This is a genomic window from Mesorhizobium sp. RSR380A, from assembly GCF_054719385.1.
In genome coordinates this window covers 958,524-977,026 of the sequence record NZ_JBTTIB010000001.1, presented here as the reverse complement: position 1 = coordinate 977,026, position 18,503 = coordinate 958,524, and the positions used below count along the sequence as shown (strand labels likewise).

Below are 18,503 nucleotides of genomic sequence, written 5' to 3'. Positions count from 1 at the left end.
TGAGGCCACCTCGCTATGAACGAGCTGTTGACCTCACACGTCACCCCAGCGCCTCCTCGACAATCTGGCCAAGCTCCGGCGCGATCGCGGACAAATCCTCCTCGTCCTTGATAAGCACACCGATGGCTCGGCGGAAGGCTTGCGGCCATGGGCTGCCGCCTTTCTCCAGTATGGTGGCGGCGTTGGCCCATTCGACGGCCTCGGAGATGCCGGGCGGCTTGGCCAGTGGCCGCGCGCGGATCGACTGCACGGCATTCGCCACGGCGCGCGCGGTGGTCTCGGCGACATTGCCGGCGCGCAGCATGATGATGGCGGCTTCGCGCTCGGCGTCGGGATAGCCGATCCAGTGATAGACGCAACGCCGACGCAGCGCCTCCGCCAGTTCGCGGGTTCGGTTCGAGGTCAGGATGACGATCGGCTGCGCCTCGGCGCGGATCGTGCCGCGCTCAGGGATGCTGATTTGGAAATCGGAAAGGAATTCGAGAAGCAGCGCTTCGAATTCGTGGTCGGAGCGGTCGATCTCGTCGACCAGCAGCACGCGCTGCTCCGGCGCCCGCAGCACCTGCAGCAATGGCCGCGCGATCAGAAAGCGGTCGTCATAGATGTCGATCTCATGCTCGCCGGCATGGCGGATGGCGAGCAGCTGGCGCTGGTAGTTCCATTCGTAGAGCGCGTGTGCTGCGTCGATGCCTTCATAGCATTGCAGCCGCACCAGATCGCGGCCAAGCAGTTGCGCGATCGCCTTCGCAGCTTCGGTCTTGCCAACGCCGGGCGCGCCTTCCAGCAGCAGCGGCTTGCCGAGCCGTATGGCCAGGAAGATGGCGGTGGCCAGGCTGTCGTCGGCGAGGTAGCGCGAAGCAGCGAGATGGCGTGCCACCGCCTCCGGCGAGGTCGCGACAGTCTCGGCATTCGGCTCCTGCATGTCGTCCTCAGTTCGCCGCTTGCGCCTTCAGCGCGCGCAATATGCGCTCCGGTGTGATCGGCAGCGTGTCGATGCGCACGCCGATGGCGTCGAAGACGGCATTGGCAACCGCGGGGATCTGCGGGTTCGCGCACATTTCGCCTGGCCCTTTGGCGCCATAAGGCCCGTCGGCCGAAGGCCGCTCCAGCACGATGATCTCGGTTTGGGCGAGATCGCCCGGTCCCGGCATCAGATACTGGTTGAAGTCGGTGCCGCCATGGTCGCGGTTGGGATAATAGGGCTCGGTCGTTTCGTAGAGCGCGTGGCTGATGCCCATCCAGGAACCGCCGACCAGTTGCTGCTCGACCATTTTCGGGTTCAGCGCGCGGCCGATCTCGAAGACGTTCTTGACGGTCAGCACCGTAACCTCGCCCGTCTCGTCATCGACCTCGACCTCGGCCACCGTGCAGGCATGGGCGTAGCAGGTCGACGGCTTCATCGCGCCGGTCTCTTTCTCCGGATAGGAGCGCGGGATCAGGAACATGCCGCGGCCGGAGATCGAGCGGCCGCGCTTGAAATGCGCCGACAAGGCGACATCGAAGATCGAGATCGATTTCTGCGGCGCGCCCTTGACCAGAATATTGCCCTGGCCATCGGTCTCAAGGTCGGAGGCGTTGACCTCCAGCTCTTCCGCCGCCACTTCCAACATCACCTGGCGCGCTTCCTTGGCCGCCTGGATGACGGCGTTGCCGGCGCGGTGGGTGCCGCGCGAGGCGAAGGTGCCCATGCAGTGCGGACCGGTGTCGGTGTCGGCGGTGTCGATGGTAACCCGGTCCGTCGGCACGCCGATGGTCTCGGCGCAGATCTGCGCCATGATCTGCTTCAGGCCCTGGCCAAGATCGACCGACGAAAGTGTGACCATAAAATTGCCGGTCGGCGTCGAATGCACCAGCGCCTGCGTCGGGTCGCCGCCAAGGTTCATGCCCGTCGGGTAGTTGATCGCGGCGACGCCGCGTCCGCGCCTTATCGCCATCTCAAGCTCCCTTCGTGTAGGAGGACATCGCCATATACTTCTCCGCCACCGGCCAGTTGGCGGCGCGCGACGCCTCCTGCATGCACTCGATCAGCGCCGCTCCTTCGGTCGGCTGGCGATGCGCCTTCATGTCGCCATCGCGATAGGCGTTGATGAAGCGGAATTCGAGGGGGTCCATGCCGATCAGCCGCGCCAGCTTGTCCATCTGCACCTCAAGCGCGAAGTCGCCGATGGTGACGCCGAAGCCGCGCATCGCGGAGGAGGGTGTGCGGTTGGTGTAGACGCAATAAGTGTCGATCCAGACATTGGGAATGGTGTAGGGCCCGGGATAGTGCGCCGCTCCCTTCTGCGCGCCATAAGGCGAATGGCGCGAATAGGCGCCGGCATCGGTATAGCCGGTCACCTTGCGCGCAACGATGCGGCCATCGTTCATCACGCCGTCCTTGATGATTATCTTTTCGGCGGCGCGCGGCGAGGAGATCTGCATCTCCTCCTCGCGGCTATAGACGAAACAGACTGGGCGTCCGGTTTGTTTAGCGCCAAGAATGGCGATCGGCTCGACGATGACGTCGACCTTGCCGCCAAAGCCGCCGCCGACAGTGCCGCCGACGAAATGCAGTTTTGAGCCGGGCATCTGCAGGATGATCGAGGCGTTGTCGAGGGTGAAGAACATCGCCTGGGTGTTGGTGTAGCAGGTGAAGCGGTCATTGCCTTCCGGCACCACGACGCAACCCGTGGTCTCGGTCGGCGCATGCTCGATCGGCGAGGATTGATAACTCTGTTCCAGGATGTGGTCGGCGCCGGCGAAGCCCGCCTCGACATCGCCAAAGCGCACCTTGCGGCATTCGCCGCTATCGTAGAGGTAATAATTCTGGCCGTGATATTCGTTGACCAAAGGCGCGCCGGGCTTCAGCGCTTCTTCCATGTCGAAGACGGCCGGCAGCACCTCATAATCGACCTTGACCTTGGCTGCCGCTTCCTGAGCCGCGCGCTCGGTCTCGGCCAGCACCGCCACCACCGCCTCGCCCTTCCAGCGCACCTTGCCGTCGGCCAGCACCGTTTCGTCTTCCGGTCCGACCTGGATCAGGATCAGGATGGTGTAGACATTGTGCGGCACATCCTTGGCGGTGAGGATTTTCACCACGCCGGGATGCTTCTCCGCTTCGGAAGTGTCGATCGAACGGATGCGGGCATGGTGGTGCGGACTGCGCACCATTTTCAGGTGAAGCATATTCGGGAAGTTGCGGTCGGCGAAATAGGCGGTCTTGCCCGTCACATGTCCCGGCGAATCCAGCCGAGGCCGCCCATGGCCGATCTCGTGCAGGCCGTCCTTGCGCTGATCGGCGAAATAGTTTTTGCGCAGTTCCATTCTTTTGATCCTTAGGCCGCGTTCTGCGAATTGGCTCGGGCCGCCGTCAGCACCGCCTGGATGATCGGCTCGTAGCCGGTGCAGCGGCAGATATTGCCGGACAGCGCCTCGACCACATCCTCGCGGCTCGGATTGGGCGTGTGGTCAAGCAGCACCTTGGCGGCCATGATCATGCCCGGCGTGCAGAAGCCGCATTGTGTGGCGAAGGCATCGAGGAAGGCACGCTGCAGCGGATGCAGGACGCCGGCCTCGGCGAGGCCCGATGTGGTGCGGATGTCGGCGCCGCTGCAGGTCTCGGCCAGGGTCAGGCAAGAGAGCCGGAGTTCGCCGTCGATGATGACCGAACAGGCGCCGCAGGTGCCCTGGTGGCAGCCGCCCTTGGGCGAGGTGTCGCCGATCTTGTCGCGCAGCGCGTGCAGCAGCGTCGTGCCGCTGTCGACAAATTCGGCCTTCTCCGAGCCGTTGAGCGTGAACTGAACCGGAACCTTTGCCATGTGTTCCTCCCAGCGCGCCTGCCCGATTGATCGGACAGACGCGCGCCCCCCAAGCGGTGGTTAAGTAAGCAGCCGGCCGAGATGGACCGGCAGAACCTCGGCGCGATACCAGGCGCTGGCGATCGGGTCGGTGATTGGCGAAGTGCCTTCACCGGCTGCAGCCAGCGCCGCTGCGACGCCGTCCCGGTCAAGCCTGCTGCCGATCAGTGCCTTTTCCGCCGCACGGGCGCGCATCGGCCGGTCTGCCATGCAGCCGAGCGCGATCCGCGCCGAGGAGACAGTGCCGTCGCCGGCCTGTTCGAGAACGGCAGCGACGCTGAGCACCGAGACGCCCTTCGGCTTGACTCGCGACACTTTCAGGAAGCGGAAATTCTCGGCCTTCGGCAGCGCGAAGGCGACTGACGTGACGATGGCGCGGCTGCCGTCCCGCCTGGCCAGAAAATCCTCGATAGGCAATTCCCCATCATCGGTGCCAACCGTCGCATCCAGCGCCAGCAACACCACGGCGAAATCGCCATAGGGCGCCGGCGCAAACAAATTGCCGCCGACGGTCGCCATGTTGCGGATCGCCGGGCCGCCGACGGCGCGCGCAGCCTTGGACAGCGCCGCAAGCTCCGGATGGCGGGCGATGGCCGCCATTGTCACCGAAGCGCCGATGCGGACCTTGCCGCCGGCAATGGTGATCCCGGAGAGGGTCGGATCGGTCGAGCGGACGAGGCCGGTGACGGAGACATCGCCTTCATTGGCGGCGCGCACGACCAGCGTGCCGCCGCCGAGATAGCGGGTGCCGGGCGCCTTCAGCGCCGCGTTGGCATCCCTGACGGCCGAAAAGGTCTGGAGGGCAAGCGCCATGGCAGTCTCCCCTGACTCAGCTCTGGCCAGAAAAATGGCTCTTCAACGCATTGAAGCCACCCTGGAAGACATTGGCGGCCATGCCGGCGGCGATCTTGTCGGCCTCTTCGGGCGCCGCGTCGAAAGTTGCTGTCCATTCGGCATAGGTGCGGTCGCCGTCGGTAACGCGGCGCAATTGCAGCGTCGCCTTGTGATTGGTCAGCGGCTGCGGCGTCTCCAGGATGGAGTAGCTGACGCGGAAATTCGCGTCGGAGAAGTCGAGCAGTTTTTCGCGGATACGCGCGCCGCTGGCGAGCTCGAAATTACGCACGCAGCCGATGGTTTCGGCGCTCTTGCCGTCTTCGATATGGCTCTTGACCATGCGCGGATGCCAGCCCGGCAGGTCATTGAAGTCGCGTATGCGCGCCCAGACCTTTTCGACCGGCGCGTCGATGACGCTGGAGACGGTGACTTCAGCCATATGATCATTCCCCTACGAATTCGATACGCAGCAGGGTAGGGCGGCGGCCGGTGCTGCGCTTATCAATGGGTCTTGCGGCCCTATCAAGGAGTCTGAAAAACGAGCGGCTTGGCTCAGGCCATGGCCCGCGCCGCCTCGCGGTAAAGCGTCGGCGGCACCCCGACATGGTCGCGGAAGAAGCGCGAGAAATTGCCCTGGGTGGTGAAGCCGAGATTGCAGGCGACCGAGATCAGCGGTTCCTGCGACCACTGCAACTGCCGCACGGCTTCCTCCATGCGCAGCGTGTTCCAGTAGACATTGGGCGTCAGATTGGTCTGTTCCTTGAACAAAGCGAAGAAATGCGGCCGCGACAGGCCGACGCTGCGGGCGACGTCGTCGAACGAAATGCGCTCGCAGACATTGGCCTTCATCAGCTGGATCGCCTTGCGGACGCGGAAATCCTGCATGGTGTTTACGCGGATGCGCGTCTCCTGCGGCGCCGAGGCGTCGGCGGCGTCGAGCACGCCATCGATGAAGCGCTCGATCTCGTAATTGGCGACGTCGTCGATGCTTTCATTCTCGCTCAAATGGTCAAGCAGATTGGCGGCGGCCCGGTGCAGCCATGGTTCGAGCGTGATTGCCGCCTGTGCAAACAACGGCGCCGACGAAGGCAGGTCGCGGCGCCGACGCGCCCAATCCGGATCGATGTAGAAGGCGAGGAACAGGCCGGGCCTGCCGTTCTGCGACAGAATGTGGCTGTGTGGCTGGTAGGAATTGATGCCGGCGGCGGTGCCGGGACCCAGCGGCACCGTCTCGCGGCCGACGGTCATCTCGCCGGCCGTGCCCTCCAGCCAGATGATGATGTGGGCCTCGACATGCGCATGGGTGACGAAGTCGCTGGCGACATTCAGGACAGAAACATGTCCGAACCGGCCCCAATAGAGCCTGATCGCGTCCTTCATGGGTATACCTCCCGCAGACGACTGGCCTCCCTTCGCCTGCAACGGGATTGTGCGGCTGAGTTCGGGGTCGCGTCAAGGCTGGGAGGTGTGGTGAGCTTGGGGGGCCGCTTATGCCGACGGATTTTCAGACTGAGCGATAGGGATTCCCCTTCTCCCGCAGGGGAAGGGAAGAACCGTCAAACCGAAGCCGTCATGCCGCCGTCGACATAGAGCGTATGGCCGTTGACGAAGGACGAGGCGTCGGAGGCGAGGAACACGGCGGCGCCGATCAGTTCGTCGACATACCCCCAGCGGCCGGCCGGCGTGCGCCTTTCCAGCCAGGCGGAGAATTCCTGGTTGTCGATCAGCGCCTGGTTCATCTCGGTGCGGAAATAGCCGGGGGCGATGGCATTGATCTGCAGCCCGTGTTTCGCCCAGTCGGTACACATGCCACGGGTCAAATTGCGGATCGCGCCCTTGGTCGCCGTGTAGGGCGCGATGTTGGGCCGGGCGAGTTCGCTCTGCACCGAGCCGATGTTGATGATCTTGCCCTTGCCGCGCGCGATCATGTTGCGGGCGACCGCCTTGCCGGCATGGAAGGCGCCGGAGACATTGGTCTTGAACAGCCGCTCCCACTGCTCCTCGGGAAAGTCCTCGAGCGGGGCGCGAAACTGCACGCCGGCATTGTTGATCAGGATGTCGATGGCGCCGATCTCGGCCTCGATGCGGGCGACATCAGCATCGACCGCGCGAAAATCCGTCACGTCGAAGGTCGAGGGGTGCGCTTTGAAGCCGGCATCGCGCAAGCCGGCCACGGCACCGGCAACCTTGCCGGCATCGCGGCCGTTGAGCACGACACTTGCGCCATGCTCGGCAAGGCCGCGCGCCAGCGCCAGGCCGATGCCCTGGCCGGAACCGGTGATCAGCGCCAGCCGTCCGTTGAGGTCGAACAGGGATTTCGATGTCAAAGCAACGGTTTCCAGCCGGAAGATTCAGTCCAAAAACATTCAGTCATTGCGCCTGAAGTTGCGGATCCGGTCGAACAGCACCGCGAGCAGGATGGCGCCGCCGATGAACACGCCTTGCCAGAAAGCATTGATGCCGAGCAGACCAAGGCTGTTGCGGATCACTTCGATGAGCGCGGCACCGACAATGGCGCCGAAAGCGGTGCCGACGCCGCCGGCGAGATTGGCGCCGCCGATGACCGTGGCAGCGATGACCTGCAGTTCCATGCCGGTTCCGAGATTGGTGGTGACGGCACCCAGCCATCCGGTCTGGATGATGCCGGCAATGCCCGCCGCCAGCGCCGAGATCATATAGACGGCGACCTTGATCTGCTTGACGGGAACGCCGGTCAGCGTCGCCGCGTGCTCATTGCCGCCAATGGCGAAGATGTGGCGGCCAAACTTGGTCCAGCGCAGCGTGAATCCGGTGATCAGCGCCAGAAGGATCATGTAGAGGACCGGATTGGCGATGCCGAACACCCAGGCGCCGCCGCCCAGCGCCAGAAGCTTGTCGTGATCCGGGCCGAACTGGAAGACGACGGTGTTGTTGGAGGCGACCATGGCGAGGCTGCGGGCAATCGACAGCATACCGAGCGTCACCACGAAGGGTGGAAAGCCGAGATAGGCGATCATGATGCCGTTGAAGGCGCCTATGGCGAGCGCGGTGGCGATCGAGGCGAGGATGCCGACCTCGATGGAGTAGCCGGCATGCATGGTGACGGCCAGCACCATCGACGACAGGCAGAGCACCGAACCGACCGACAGGTCGATGCCGCCGGTGATGATGACGAAGGTCATGCCGAGCGCGATGATGGCGACGAAGGTGATGTTGCGGGTGATGTTGTAAAGGTTCTTCGACGTGGCGAAGGCGTCGGTGGCAAAAGACAGGAACAGGCAGGCCAGGATGACCGCGATCACCACCCAGAAGGTCTGGCTGGCAAACAGTCTTGCCGGCAAGGATTGCTGCTTTTGTTCGATCGGCTGGTCAATTGTCAGTGCCATCGTCGACCTTCATGTGCTGTGCGTGGTGAAATTCGCTGAGATCAAACCTGTTCGATGGCGCCGGTGATCAGCCCGGTGACTTCCTCGGGCGAACTTGACGCAATCGTCTTGTCGGCGACCTTGCGGCCGCGCCGCATGACGATGACTCGGTCGGCGACGGTGAACACGTCAGGCATGCGGTGGCTGATCAGCACCACTGCGATGCCCTGGTCGCGCAAATGGCGGATCAGGTTCAGCACTTCGGCGACCTGGCGCACCGAGATCGCGGCCGTCGGTTCGTCCATCAACACGATCTTGGCCTGCGACAGCATGGTGCGCGCGATCGCCACCGCCTGACGCTGGCCGCCCGACATCTGCTTGACGAGGTCGCGCGGACGGGTCTCGGACTTCAACTCGGCGAATAGCTGGCCGGCGCGCTTGTACATGGCGGCATAGTCGAGGATGCGTAAAGGGCCGAGGCCGCGGCGCAATTCACGGCCGAGATAGACATTGGCGGCAGCGGTCAGATTGTTGCACAGCGCCAGGTCCTGGTGGACGATCTCGATGCCGTGCTGGCGAGCTTCCGCCGGCTTGTGCAGGATCAACTCCTTGCCGTCCATCCGCATGACGCCATGGCTGGGGCGGAAATTGCCGGCGATCATCTTGACCAGCGTCGACTTGCCGGCGCCGTTGTCGCCCATCAGGCCGACCACCTGTCCGGGCTCGATCGACAGCGATACGTCGTTGACCGCCTGGATGGCGCCGAAATGCCTCGAGATATTGGTGAGTTCGAGAACCGCCACCAGTCTTTGCCTCCCCGTGTTTTGCGACCCGCTGCTGTTCCCGGCGTGAATGCCGGCGCTGCTTTGGCCCCGCTCTCCCCATCTCCTCCCGGAAACAGCGTCAGCGTTCTTTTACGCAAAAGCCGGCGCTCGTCAATCAATTGTCGGACGAATTGAAGCCTTGGTTATCCAAAAATCCGTTTTGTAGGACAAATAGCATTGACGTTGGCCGCAAGCCGATATTAGCTAAGCGTCGGAGGAGATTGTGCCGATGTCGCTGGCGGTTAGCCGGGCGGAATCGGCGGAGGTTTATCGGTCGAGGTTGCGGCGCCACCCATGTGTTGAGCCGGGCCAATGCCGCATCTGGAAATGCTTATCGATCTGTCTTGGCGACACGAGTGCTCGTGAAACGAACCTCGGTCATTAAGCATCCGGTCGATCTGTGTGGCGGGCACGCCGTGTCCGTCTGTTTCAAGGGAGGACTGACATGAGGAAAACACTTTTGCTCGCCGCCGTCGCCGCCATGGCGCTGGGCGCCGGGCCGGCTTTGGCCAAGAAACAGCTCGTAATCGTGGTGAAGGGTCTCGACAATCCATTCTTCGAAGCCATCCACCAGGGCTGCGAGAAATGGAACAAGGAAAATGCCAGCTCGGAATATGAATGCTTCTACACCGGCCCGGCATCGACTTCCGACGAGGCCGGCGAAGCGCAGATCGTTCAGGACATGCTGAGCAAGGCCGACACGGTGGCAATGGCGATCTCGCCATCCAACGCGCCGCTGATCGCGCAGACGATCAAGACCGCCAATCCGACGATCCCGATCATGACGCTCGACGCCGATCTCAGCAAGGAAGATGCCGCGCTGCGCAAGACCTATCTCGGCACCGACAACTATTTGATGGGTCACAAGATCGGCGAGTACATCAAGAAGGGCAAGCCGAACGGCGGCACGATCTGTACCATCGAAGGCAATCCCGCGGCCGACAACATCCTGCGCCGGGCGCAGGGCATGCGTGACGCGCTGTCGGGCAAGGAAGGCCTGGCGGCACTTGCCGGCGAAGGCGGCTGGACCGAAGTTGCCGGTTGCCCGGTGTTCACCAATGACGACGGCGCCAAGGGCGTGCAGGCGATGACCGACATCCTCGCCGCCAATCCCAAGCTCGACGCCTTCGGCATCATGGGCGGCTGGCCGCTGTTTGGCGCACCGCAGCCCTATCGCGACCTGTTCGGGCCGCTCAAGGACCGCATCGCCAGCAACGACTTCGTCATCGGTGCCGCCGATACGATCGGCGATGAAGTGGCGATCGCCCGTGACGGCCTTGTAACTGCTCTGGTTGGTCAGCGGCCGTTCGAAATGGGCTACAAGGCACCATCGGTGATGATCGATCTGGTCGAAGGCAAGGCCGTCGCCGATCCGGTGTTCACCGGCCTCGACGAATGCACCAAGGACACGGTCGACACCTGCATCCAGAAGTAGGTTCTCGATTTCGGGGCGCCCTTTGACGGGCGCCCCGTCTCTTCCCGGACGGACGCAACGGTTGGGGCAGCAGGCTCCGGCTTTGACGCGTCTGTAGTTTGGATTTTCGGCAACGAGATCGGCGCGCCGTGCAGGTTCGGACCAGTCCGGACGCAGACGGCCGACGCATTGGAACGTGAATGCCGGACGAGAAATCAAAGAAGCGAGCCGAGCGGGCCAAGGCACAAGCCAGCCGCGGTCCGGCTGTCATGCGCAGGGCCGGTGCCGCGCATTTTCCGGGAGCGAGCGTCCATGTCTCGCTGGCCGGCGAGATCGGCCTCAGAATCGTGCGAGGCGATTATCCGCCCGGCACGATTCTGCCCAACGAGGCCAAATGGGCCGAGACCTTCGATGTCAGTCGTTCGGCGGTGCGCGAAGCCATCAAGATGCTGATGGCCAAAAGCCTGCTGGCTTCACGGCCCAAGATCGGCAGCTGGGTCGAGCCCAGGGAACGCTGGAACCTGCTCGACCGCGATGTGCTGGCCTGGTACGCGACCGGGCCGGACCGGGAGGCCTTCCTGCGCACGGTGCAGGAGTTCCGTCACATCATCGAGCCGGAAGCGTCGGCCTTTGCCGCCACGCGGCGCAGCGACGAGCAGATGGACGAGATCAGCCAAGCCTGTCGTGAGATGGGCGAGGCTTTGAACCTGCAGGAGCGTATCCGCGCCGACACGCGTTTTCACCTCGCCATATTGCGCGCCTCGGGCAACGATCTGCTGGTGCCGCTTGGCGTTCTGATCGAGTCGGCGCTCGATCATCTCTTTGTCTTCGTCACACGCGAGACCAGCGATCAGCGGCGGGCGCAGGCGCTGCATGAGGCGATCGAGAAGAACATCCGCCTGCAGCGTCCTGCGGCCGCGCGCAATGCGGTGCACAAACTGCTCGCCAACACCGACGATGTTATCGGCCGGTCGAGGCGCTGACACAGGCTTTTCGCCACCTCAAATCGTCTGCTTCTTGCCATCCTTGCTGGGCATCAGGTCGACGCCGTTGACCTTGCCGATATATGTCGCCAGCATCGGCACGAATTGCTCGGCCGGGCCAGTGGCATGGGCACCGGCGAAGGAGTTCTTGGTGGCGTTGCCGAGCGGGTTGGCGATGCCGGCCGCACCCGCCATCGATTCCAGATAGGTCAGGTCCTTGAACGCGTTGGCGATGGTGAATTTATGCGCGTCGCGGTCGCCCTCCAGCGTCCAGCGCATGAAGGTCTGGTAGAAGCCGCAATCCATGCGGCCGTTGCGGATGACGCTGTCGAAACGCGGTGGCGAGATGCCGACCTTTTCGGCCAGCGCCAGCGCCTCGGAATAGATCGCGGCATAGCCCAGCGAGATGAAGTTGTTGAGCAGCTTCATGCGGTGGCCGTCACCTGTATCGCCAATATGGACGATGCGGCCGGCCCAGGTTTCGATGACCGGCTTCACACGGGCAAACAGCGCGTCGGGCGCGCCGACCATGGCGTCGAGCGTGCCTTCCCAGGCTTCCTTCGGCGTGCGGCTGAGCGGTGCATCGACGAAGTCGACGCCGATCTCCTTCAGTTCCGCCGCCAGCGCCACGGTCGAGACCGGATCGGCGGTCGAGCAATCGACGACAACCGAGCCTCTTTTCAGGCCCTCCTTGAGGCCGCCGGGGCCACGGATGATGGCTTCGACCTCGCGCGAGCCGGTGACGCAGATGAAGACGATATCGGATGCCGCTGCCACCTCACGCGAGGTGGCCACTTCCTTCGCACCCCGGCCAGCCAAGTCTTCCGCCGGCTTGCGGTTCTTGCGGCCGAGGAAGGTCAGGCCATAGCCCTTGTCCACGATGTTCTTGGCAATGCCGTGCCCCATCAGGCCAAGGCCGATAAAGCCGATCTTTTCGCTCGCGGCGGTCGTGGTCATGTCTTGAAGTCCTGTTGCGATGATTGATAGTGGGCGCCGCCGTCTGGCGGGCGAGGGTGGTTGCGGAATGCCATATTGTCTGACAATACACGGAAATCCTAGGCATTGGAGACGAAAATGACGAAGCGGATCATGTTCACCGGCGGCAGCGGCAAGGCCGGTCGCCATGTCGTGCAATATCTGGTCGAACAGGGCTGCCAGGTGCTCAACATCGACACCAGGCCGCTCGACAATCCCAAGGTACGCACGCTGATCACCGACATCACCGACAGCGGCCAGGTGTTCAACGCGCTGTCGAGCTATATGGGTCTGCACGAATTCGACCCGTCGCTGCGCCCGCAGCCGGTCGATGCCGTGGTGCACTTCGCCGCCATACCGCGCATCATGATCACGACCGACAATGAGGTGTTCCGCATCAATGCGATGGGCACCTACAACGTCATCGAGGCGGCGGTGAAGCTTGGCATCCCCAAGGTGGTGATCGCGTCCAGCGAGACCACCTACGGCGTGGTGTTCGCCAATGAACCGCGCGACCCCAAATATTTTCCCCTCGATGAAGAATACGACGTCGATCCGATGGACAGCTATGCTCTGTCCAAGGTCGTCAACGAGCACACGGCGCGCGCCTTTGCGCAGCGCAACGGCACCGATATCTATGCGTTGCGCATCGGCAACGTCATCGAGCCGTACGAATATTCGCTGTTTCCGAAGTGGTTTGCCGATCCGGGCTTTCGCAAGCGCATCGCCTGGAGCTATGTCGACGCGCGCGATCTCGGCCAGATCGCGCTGCGCGCCGTTGAAACGGACGGGCTCGGCTTCCAGGTGTTCAACGCCGCCAATGACGACACCTCGTCCGACCTGCCGACAGCGGAACTGTTGAAGCGGTTTTATCCCGACGTGCCGGTCAAGACGAAGCTCGGCGAATATGAAACGCTGCTTTCCAACCGCAAGGCCAGGGACATGCTCGGCTTCCGTCCCGAGCACAGCTGGCGCAAATACGTCAAATAGGACTGGCAAATTGGGCTTTGGGGCAAGGTTGTAACCTGATCTGTGCACAGGCGCAGGCTTTGCCGTCTGCGCCCGGCACTCTGCTTGACAGCTTTCGAAATCCGGACTTTGTGGACGCATGAGGGACGGAAAGCCGAATAAGGGAACGAAGCCTGAAAAGGGGGCATCCGCCGAGCGCCCGGCGGCCCTTCGCCGGGCTGACGCGACCCGGATGCCCGGCACCAGCGTGCATGCGTCACTGGCCAGCGAAATCGGGCTTCGGATCGTGCGCGGCGACTATCCGCCGGGCACCATCCTGCCCAATGAAGCCAAATGGTCCGAAACCTTCAACGTCAGCCGCTCGGCGGTGCGTGAGGCGATCAAGATGCTGATGGCCAAAAGCCTTCTGGCATCGCGCCCCAAGATCGGCAGCTGGGTGGAGCCCAGGGAGCGCTGGAACCTGCTCGATCGCGATGTGCTCGCCTGGTACGCGACCGCGCCCGACCGTGAGGTGTTCCTGAAGACGGTGCAGGAATTCCGCCATATCATCGAGCCGGAAGCGACTGCCTTCGCCGCCATGCGACGCACCGAAGAGCAGATGGCCGAGATCAGCCAGGCCTGCCGCGAGATGGGCGAGGCGCCGAGCCTGCAGGAGCGCACGCGCGCCGATACGCGTTTCCATCTGGCCATCCTGCGCGCCTCCGGCAACGATCTGCTGGTGCCGCTCGGCGTGCTGATCGAATCCGCCTTCGATCATCTGTTCACCTATACGACGCGCGAACTCGACGATCTGCAGCATGCACAGCAACTGCACGAGGCGATCGAGAAGGCCATCCGCCTGCAGCGGCCGGAGGCGGCCCGCAACGCGGTGCGCAAGCTGCTCGCCAATACCGACGGCGTCATCAACACCCGGTAGGATATGCTGATATTCAGGTGAGGCCGGCCTGCAAACGCCGGCTTTCTGCGCTTCCGGTGCTCACTTACTTAAGTACGCTCCGCTCCGGTTCTCGAAATCCAACGTTTTCGGCGCGGCCTGACCTGAATCTCAACACATCCTGCGAGCGCTCAGCCGGCCTGCGAAGTGGCCAGGTGCTGCCTGGTCAGCGCGACCAGCAGCGCCTGGTCGCGGGCGGCGTGCTCGGGGCGGTTGACCACCTCGTCGCCATTGACGATCGCACCCCAGAAGCCGCGCAGTTCCTCGACGAAGGCTTCGCCGTAGCCGGCACGCAGATCCCTTGTCGACAGTGTGTGGCCGTCCGAGGTCTTCACAGTCAGCCGGGTCGGATGATGGTTGAGCCAGGGCGAGGGGAATTCGAGCTCAAGGCTGGCATCGTCGAAGAAGAGCGTGATGCGTTCCTTGTAGTCGGCGAGCTTCGGCACGGTGAGATGCGTCATCGTCCACAGCGCCTGGCCGTCGAGCAGTTTTACCGCGCCCTGGCCGCCATCGCCATTGGCGAAGATCTGCGCGCCGACAACCTCGCCCTCCGGCACGCTGAGCGCGTCGAGCAGGCCGTGCACGGCATTCACATCGTGAATCAAGGCGGAGCTGTAAGCGCCGGTAAACCCACGGAAAGCCAGATCGGTCATGGGCTGGCCGATGGCGCGCTCGACCTGTTGTTTCTGCCTGGCTTGCGCGGCGGCAATCAGCTCCTCGGGAATGTCGTTGCCGCGCTTGTAGCGCTGGTGGGCGATGAACGGCCAGGCATCGGGATCGTTGACCTCGACCGAGACGGACCGCAACGTCTTTGCCGTGCCGGGCAGCGAGGCCAGCGCCAGCCGGTAGCTCGGATCGAAGCGCTTCATATAGCCGACCTGCATGACCTTGCCGGCCTTGTCGCGCGCGGCGATGATCTCGGCGATTTCCGCCGGGGAATAGCAGAGCGGCTTTTCGCAGAAGACATGCAGGCCGCGCCCGAGTGCGGCCAGTACCTGCTCGTGATGCAGCGGGTCGGGCGAGCCGATGACGACGGCGTCGAGCTTCTGGCCGAACAGTTGCTCCGGCGTTTCGAAATTGGCGATGCCGTGAATTTCGCTGACATATTCCCGCGAAATCCTTGACGGGTCGGCAACGCCGACCAGTTCGAACAGGTCGCCGAGCCGCAACAGGTTTGGAATATGCTCGACCTGCGAAATCATGCCGGCGCCGATGACGCCGACGCGTATCCTGCTCATGCTGTTAATACTCTCTGCAAAAGTGTTCCAGGCTCAGGGTGCGGCGGCCGGCCGGTTGCCGATCTGCGCCAACAGCCCGGCAATCTCAGCTTCCACCGCCTTCAAATCCTCGCCGCCCGACATGATGGAAATCACCTCGTCGCGCGAGATCTCGGACTTGGCGTATGTACCGCGATTGCGGCCGCGGTTGAGCAGCGTGAAAGTGTCACCGACAGGGTAGGCGTGGTGGATGTTGTGGCTGATGAAGATCACGGCCAGGCCGCGCATGCGCGCCTCGATGATGAATTTCAGCACCATCGCCGCCTGATGCACGCCGAGCGCCGAGGTCGGTTCGTCCAAAATCAGCACCTTGGCGCCGAAATGCACGGCGCGTGCGATCGCCACCGACTGGCGCTCGCCGCCCGACAGCGTGCCGACGGCCTGCGTCGGGTCGCGCACGTCGATGCCGATATCGGCCATCGCCTGGCGGGCAATTGTGTTGGCGCGCTCCTTGTCGAAGCGCGAGAAGGGCAGGCGGCTTCTGGTCGGCTCGCGGCCGAGGAAGAAGTTGCGCGTGATCGACATCAGCGAGATCATGCCGAGGTCCTGGAAGACCGTCGCGACGCCGAGGTCCTGCGCGTCGCGCGGGCTGCGGAACGTGACGGGCTTGCCGTCGACGAAAATCTCGCCCTTGGTCGGCCGGTGCACGCCCGACAGAACCTTGATCAGCGTCGACTTGCCGGCGCCGTTGTCGCCCAGCAAGCAGTGCACCTCGCCGGGATAGACCTTGATGTCGATATCCTGCAGCGCGCGCACCGAGCCGAAATTGACCGATACACCACGCAATTCCATGGCTGGCTGGATGGCCGGGGATGGGTTTGGATAGGTCATTTGCCACCTCCGCGTCCGAGCGCCTTGAGGCGGATGTAGTTGTTGACGAGCACGGCCATCAAGATGACGATGCCGAGGAAGACCTTGAACCAGTCGGTGTCGATGCCGGTGTAGAAGATGCCCATCTGCACCAGGCCGAAGATCAGCGCGCCGAACAGCACGCCATAGACGGTGCCGTAGCCGCCGGTGAGCAGCACGCCGCCGATGACCGCGGCGATGATCGCCTCGAATTCCTTGAGCAGGCCGCGCGTGGTGTCGGCGGAGCCGGCCTCCATCACCTGGATGGTGGCAAGCAAGGTCGCGGCACAGGCGGTGTAGATGAACAGCGCGATCTTAACCCGGTCGACCGGCACGCCGACATTGCGGGCGGCATTGAGGTCGCCGCCGGTGGCGAAGATCCAGTTGCCGTATTTGGTCTGGGTCAAGACATAGCCGGCAAGCGCTGTCAGTCCGAGCCACCAGACGATCGACATCGGAATGCCGACGACGAAGGGAATGCCGTCGGTGCGGGTGGCGATCCAACCTTGCGTGCCCATCCATTGGAAGAAGCCAGTCAGGAGATGGCCGTTGAACAGGCCCGCGGTTGCCGGGTCCGGCGCGCCGTCGAGGATGTAGGGGATCTGCGTGCGGCCGGTGACGGCGCGGGTGATGCCGATCGACAGGCCGCGCAGGATGTAGAGCGACGCCAGCGTCACGATGAAGGAGGGCAGGCGGGTCTTCACAACGATCAGGCCGTTGACGTAGCCGGTGAGGATGGCGACAGCGAAGGCGCAGGCGATGCCGCCCCACAGCGGCAAGCCCCAATATTTCACCGTCAGTCCGATGACGACGCCGGCGAAGCCGACCATCGAGCCGACGGAGAGATCGAACTCGCCGGCGATGATGAGAAGGGCTGCGGCCGTGGCGATGATGCCGAGTTCGGCTGCCAGCGTCAGGAAGGTCATCGACCCCTGTAGCGAATAGAGGTTCGACGCACCCGGCAGCAGGGCGAAGATGATGACGGTGGCGATGAGGCCGCCGGCGGCACCGGCTTCGGGCCGGCGCAGCCATTGCGTCAGCCGGCCGGTGCTGGCCAGCCGCTCGTCAGTGCCGGCAGCCCGTTTCGACGTCATGCCGAAACGGTCCTTGCCCAGTACCCCGGGGGCCGGCGCTTCTGGAGGTATCGCCTTGTCTTCCACAACAGCCATTAGGCTCCCCAATCGCTCACTTCGCAATCTCGACCAGAGACGGGGAGCGCATGGCGGCTCCCCGATCCGTTTTGGTCTTGCCTTAGCGGATGCCGTCCTTGGCGAGCGCCAGGATCGCCTTGGCCTTATCGGGCGAGTCGATGAACAGCGGACCGGTGTAGGCGTTGTTCTGCGGCCAGAAGCCATGTGTGGCATGCTCGACCAGATAGATCACCGGCAGGTATCCCATCAGATATTGCTGGGCGTCCATGCCGAAGCCCATTTCGCCGGCGACGACGGAATCCAGGACTTCGGGGCTGATGTCGAAGGTGTAGAGCTTGATCTTGCCGAACAATTCCTTCTGCCGGAAGAACGGGATCAGCGGATTGGCGGCAGTGGCGCCGAGCGCGAAGACGGCCTGGGTGTCGGGATGCGCCGACAGATAGGCCTCGGTGCGGCGCTGGATGTCGGCCGGATCGGGCGACACGGTAAGCACTTCGGTGCCGCCGCCTGACGGCTTCAGCCCATCATTCAACCCCTGGCAGCGCTGGTCGAGGCTGACATTGCCGACCTCGTGGTTGATGCAGACGACTTTGAGCGTGCCTTCCTTGGCCAGCCGCTCGCCGGCCTTCTTGCCGGAATCATATTCGGAGACTGTGCCGACGTAGAGAGAGGTGCCGAGTTCGGCGCCTTCCTTCTCGCCGGAATCCAGGACGACCATCGGAATATTGGCGGCAAGGCCGGCCTTGACCGATTTACCAAGCGCATTGGCGTCGGCAATGGAGACGGCGATGCCGTCTGGATTGGTGGCGATGGCCGCGTCGAGCAGGCGGGCCTGCTCGACCACGTCGAACACTTGCGGCGCATAATATTCGACCTTGGCGCCGGTCAGCGCCGCCGCATCGTCGACGCCGCGCTTGACCACCGACCAGTAGGGATCGGAGGCCGAGCCATGCACCACGAAGGTGATGCGGACATCCTTGGGATCCTTCAGGCCGGCCGCTTGCACGACGCCCGCCAGCATACTCATCGAGACAAGCGCGCCGAGCGCCAGTTTCAGAACAGTCTTCATGTCATTCTCCCATTGTCGTTGCAGTTCCAATTCCCTCTTTGCGC

The 18,503-nt window shown here is 63.5% G+C and carries 19 protein-coding genes; 4 read left to right on the top strand and 15 right to left on the bottom strand.

Going from position 1 to position 18,503, the window contains the following annotated elements; all coding sequences use genetic code 11:
• Positions 1 to 40 precede the first annotated feature (40 nt).
• From ACYG9Z_RS04750 to ACYG9Z_RS04705, 10 genes are all read right to left on the bottom strand, one after another.
• A complete protein-coding gene (locus ACYG9Z_RS04750) occupies positions 41 to 922 on the bottom strand; it encodes an AAA family ATPase (protein ID WP_023752949.1) in 882 nt (293 codons plus the stop codon).
• Between the two features lie 7 nt (positions 923 to 929).
• Positions 930 to 1,934, bottom strand: coding sequence for a xanthine dehydrogenase family protein molybdopterin-binding subunit (locus ACYG9Z_RS04745; RefSeq protein WP_023752950.1), 1,005 nt, complete (start codon positions 1,932 to 1,934; stop codon positions 930 to 932).
• Position 1,935: 1 nt separating this feature from the next.
• Complete coding sequence (locus ACYG9Z_RS04740) at positions 1,936 to 3,303, bottom strand: xanthine dehydrogenase family protein molybdopterin-binding subunit (protein WP_023752951.1); 1,368 nt, start codon at positions 3,301 to 3,303, stop codon at positions 1,936 to 1,938.
• An 11-nt stretch (positions 3,304 to 3,314) separates the two neighbouring features.
• Positions 3,315 to 3,797: a (2Fe-2S)-binding protein gene (locus tag ACYG9Z_RS04735; RefSeq protein ID WP_023752952.1), complete on the bottom strand. Its 483-nt coding sequence runs from the start codon at positions 3,795 to 3,797 to the stop codon at positions 3,315 to 3,317.
• Positions 3,798 to 3,857: 60 nt separating this feature from the next.
• Entirely contained in the window at positions 3,858 to 4,649 is a 792-nt protein-coding gene (locus ACYG9Z_RS04730) for an FAD binding domain-containing protein (RefSeq protein WP_023752953.1), read from the bottom strand.
• 16 nt (positions 4,650 to 4,665) lie between these two features.
• Positions 4,666 to 5,109: an SRPBCC family protein gene (locus ACYG9Z_RS04725; protein WP_023696209.1), complete on the bottom strand. Its 444-nt coding sequence runs from the start codon at positions 5,107 to 5,109 to the stop codon at positions 4,666 to 4,668.
• A 113-nt stretch (positions 5,110 to 5,222) separates the two neighbouring features.
• Positions 5,223 to 6,050, bottom strand: a complete 828-nt coding sequence (locus tag ACYG9Z_RS04720) for an AraC family transcriptional regulator (protein ID WP_023752954.1) — start codon at positions 6,048 to 6,050, stop codon at positions 5,223 to 5,225.
• 176 nt (positions 6,051 to 6,226) lie between these two features.
• Positions 6,227 to 6,997, bottom strand: coding sequence for an SDR family oxidoreductase (locus ACYG9Z_RS04715; RefSeq protein ID WP_353018401.1), 771 nt, complete (start codon positions 6,995 to 6,997; stop codon positions 6,227 to 6,229).
• 39 nt (positions 6,998 to 7,036) lie between these two features.
• Positions 7,037 to 8,035 carry an ABC transporter permease gene (locus ACYG9Z_RS04710; protein ID WP_023673048.1) on the bottom strand — a complete coding sequence of 333 codons (999 nt, stop codon included), beginning with the start codon at positions 8,033 to 8,035 and terminating at the stop codon, positions 7,037 to 7,039.
• Between the two features lie 41 nt (positions 8,036 to 8,076).
• Positions 8,077 to 8,817 carry an ATP-binding cassette domain-containing protein gene (locus ACYG9Z_RS04705; RefSeq protein ID WP_023682237.1) on the bottom strand — a complete coding sequence of 247 codons (741 nt, stop codon included), beginning with the start codon at positions 8,815 to 8,817 and terminating at the stop codon, positions 8,077 to 8,079.
• A gap of 466 nt (positions 8,818 to 9,283) precedes the next feature.
• Here ACYG9Z_RS04705 and ACYG9Z_RS04700 point away from each other — a divergent pair, with 466 nt between their 5' ends.
• A complete protein-coding gene (locus ACYG9Z_RS04700; protein WP_023673050.1) occupies positions 9,284 to 10,273 on the top strand; it encodes a sugar-binding protein in 990 nt (329 codons plus the stop codon).
• A gap of 179 nt (positions 10,274 to 10,452) precedes the next feature.
• Complete coding sequence (locus ACYG9Z_RS04695) at positions 10,453 to 11,235, top strand: FadR/GntR family transcriptional regulator (protein WP_023712091.1); 783 nt, start codon at positions 10,453 to 10,455, stop codon at positions 11,233 to 11,235.
• Positions 11,236 to 11,253: 18 nt separating this feature from the next.
• Here ACYG9Z_RS04695 and ACYG9Z_RS04690 read toward each other — a convergent pair whose 3' ends face one another.
• Positions 11,254 to 12,192: an NAD(P)-dependent oxidoreductase gene (locus ACYG9Z_RS04690; RefSeq protein WP_023682235.1), complete on the bottom strand. Its 939-nt coding sequence runs from the start codon at positions 12,190 to 12,192 to the stop codon at positions 11,254 to 11,256.
• Positions 12,193 to 12,309: 117 nt separating this feature from the next.
• On the opposite strand from ACYG9Z_RS04690, the gene ACYG9Z_RS04685 reads away from it, so the two are divergent.
• Positions 12,310 to 13,200, top strand: a complete 891-nt coding sequence (locus ACYG9Z_RS04685; protein WP_023752955.1) for an NAD-dependent epimerase/dehydratase family protein — start codon at positions 12,310 to 12,312, stop codon at positions 13,198 to 13,200.
• Positions 13,201 to 13,318: 118 nt separating this feature from the next.
• Entirely contained in the window at positions 13,319 to 14,095 is a 777-nt protein-coding gene (locus tag ACYG9Z_RS04680) for a FadR/GntR family transcriptional regulator (protein WP_023725423.1), read from the top strand.
• A 149-nt stretch (positions 14,096 to 14,244) separates the two neighbouring features.
• Here ACYG9Z_RS04680 and ACYG9Z_RS04675 read toward each other — a convergent pair whose 3' ends face one another.
• The 4 genes from ACYG9Z_RS04675 to ACYG9Z_RS04660 all read right to left on the bottom strand — a co-directional run bounded on the left by ACYG9Z_RS04675 (position 14,245) and on the right by ACYG9Z_RS04660 (position 18,459).
• Positions 14,245 to 15,351: a Gfo/Idh/MocA family protein gene (locus ACYG9Z_RS04675; protein WP_023673056.1), complete on the bottom strand. Its 1,107-nt coding sequence runs from the start codon at positions 15,349 to 15,351 to the stop codon at positions 14,245 to 14,247.
• 33 nt (positions 15,352 to 15,384) lie between these two features.
• Positions 15,385 to 16,221: an ATP-binding cassette domain-containing protein gene (locus ACYG9Z_RS04670; RefSeq protein ID WP_023712088.1), complete on the bottom strand. Its 837-nt coding sequence runs from the start codon at positions 16,219 to 16,221 to the stop codon at positions 15,385 to 15,387.
• A complete protein-coding gene (locus tag ACYG9Z_RS04665) occupies positions 16,218 to 17,333 on the bottom strand; it encodes an ABC transporter permease (RefSeq protein WP_023687958.1) in 1,116 nt (371 codons plus the stop codon). Before ACYG9Z_RS04665 ends, ACYG9Z_RS04670 begins: the two co-directional genes overlap by 4 nt.
• 157 nt (positions 17,334 to 17,490) lie before the next feature.
• A complete protein-coding gene (locus tag ACYG9Z_RS04660) occupies positions 17,491 to 18,459 on the bottom strand; it encodes a rhizopine catabolism ABC transporter substrate-binding protein (protein ID WP_023687959.1) in 969 nt (322 codons plus the stop codon).
• Positions 18,460 to 18,503 lie beyond the last annotated feature (44 nt).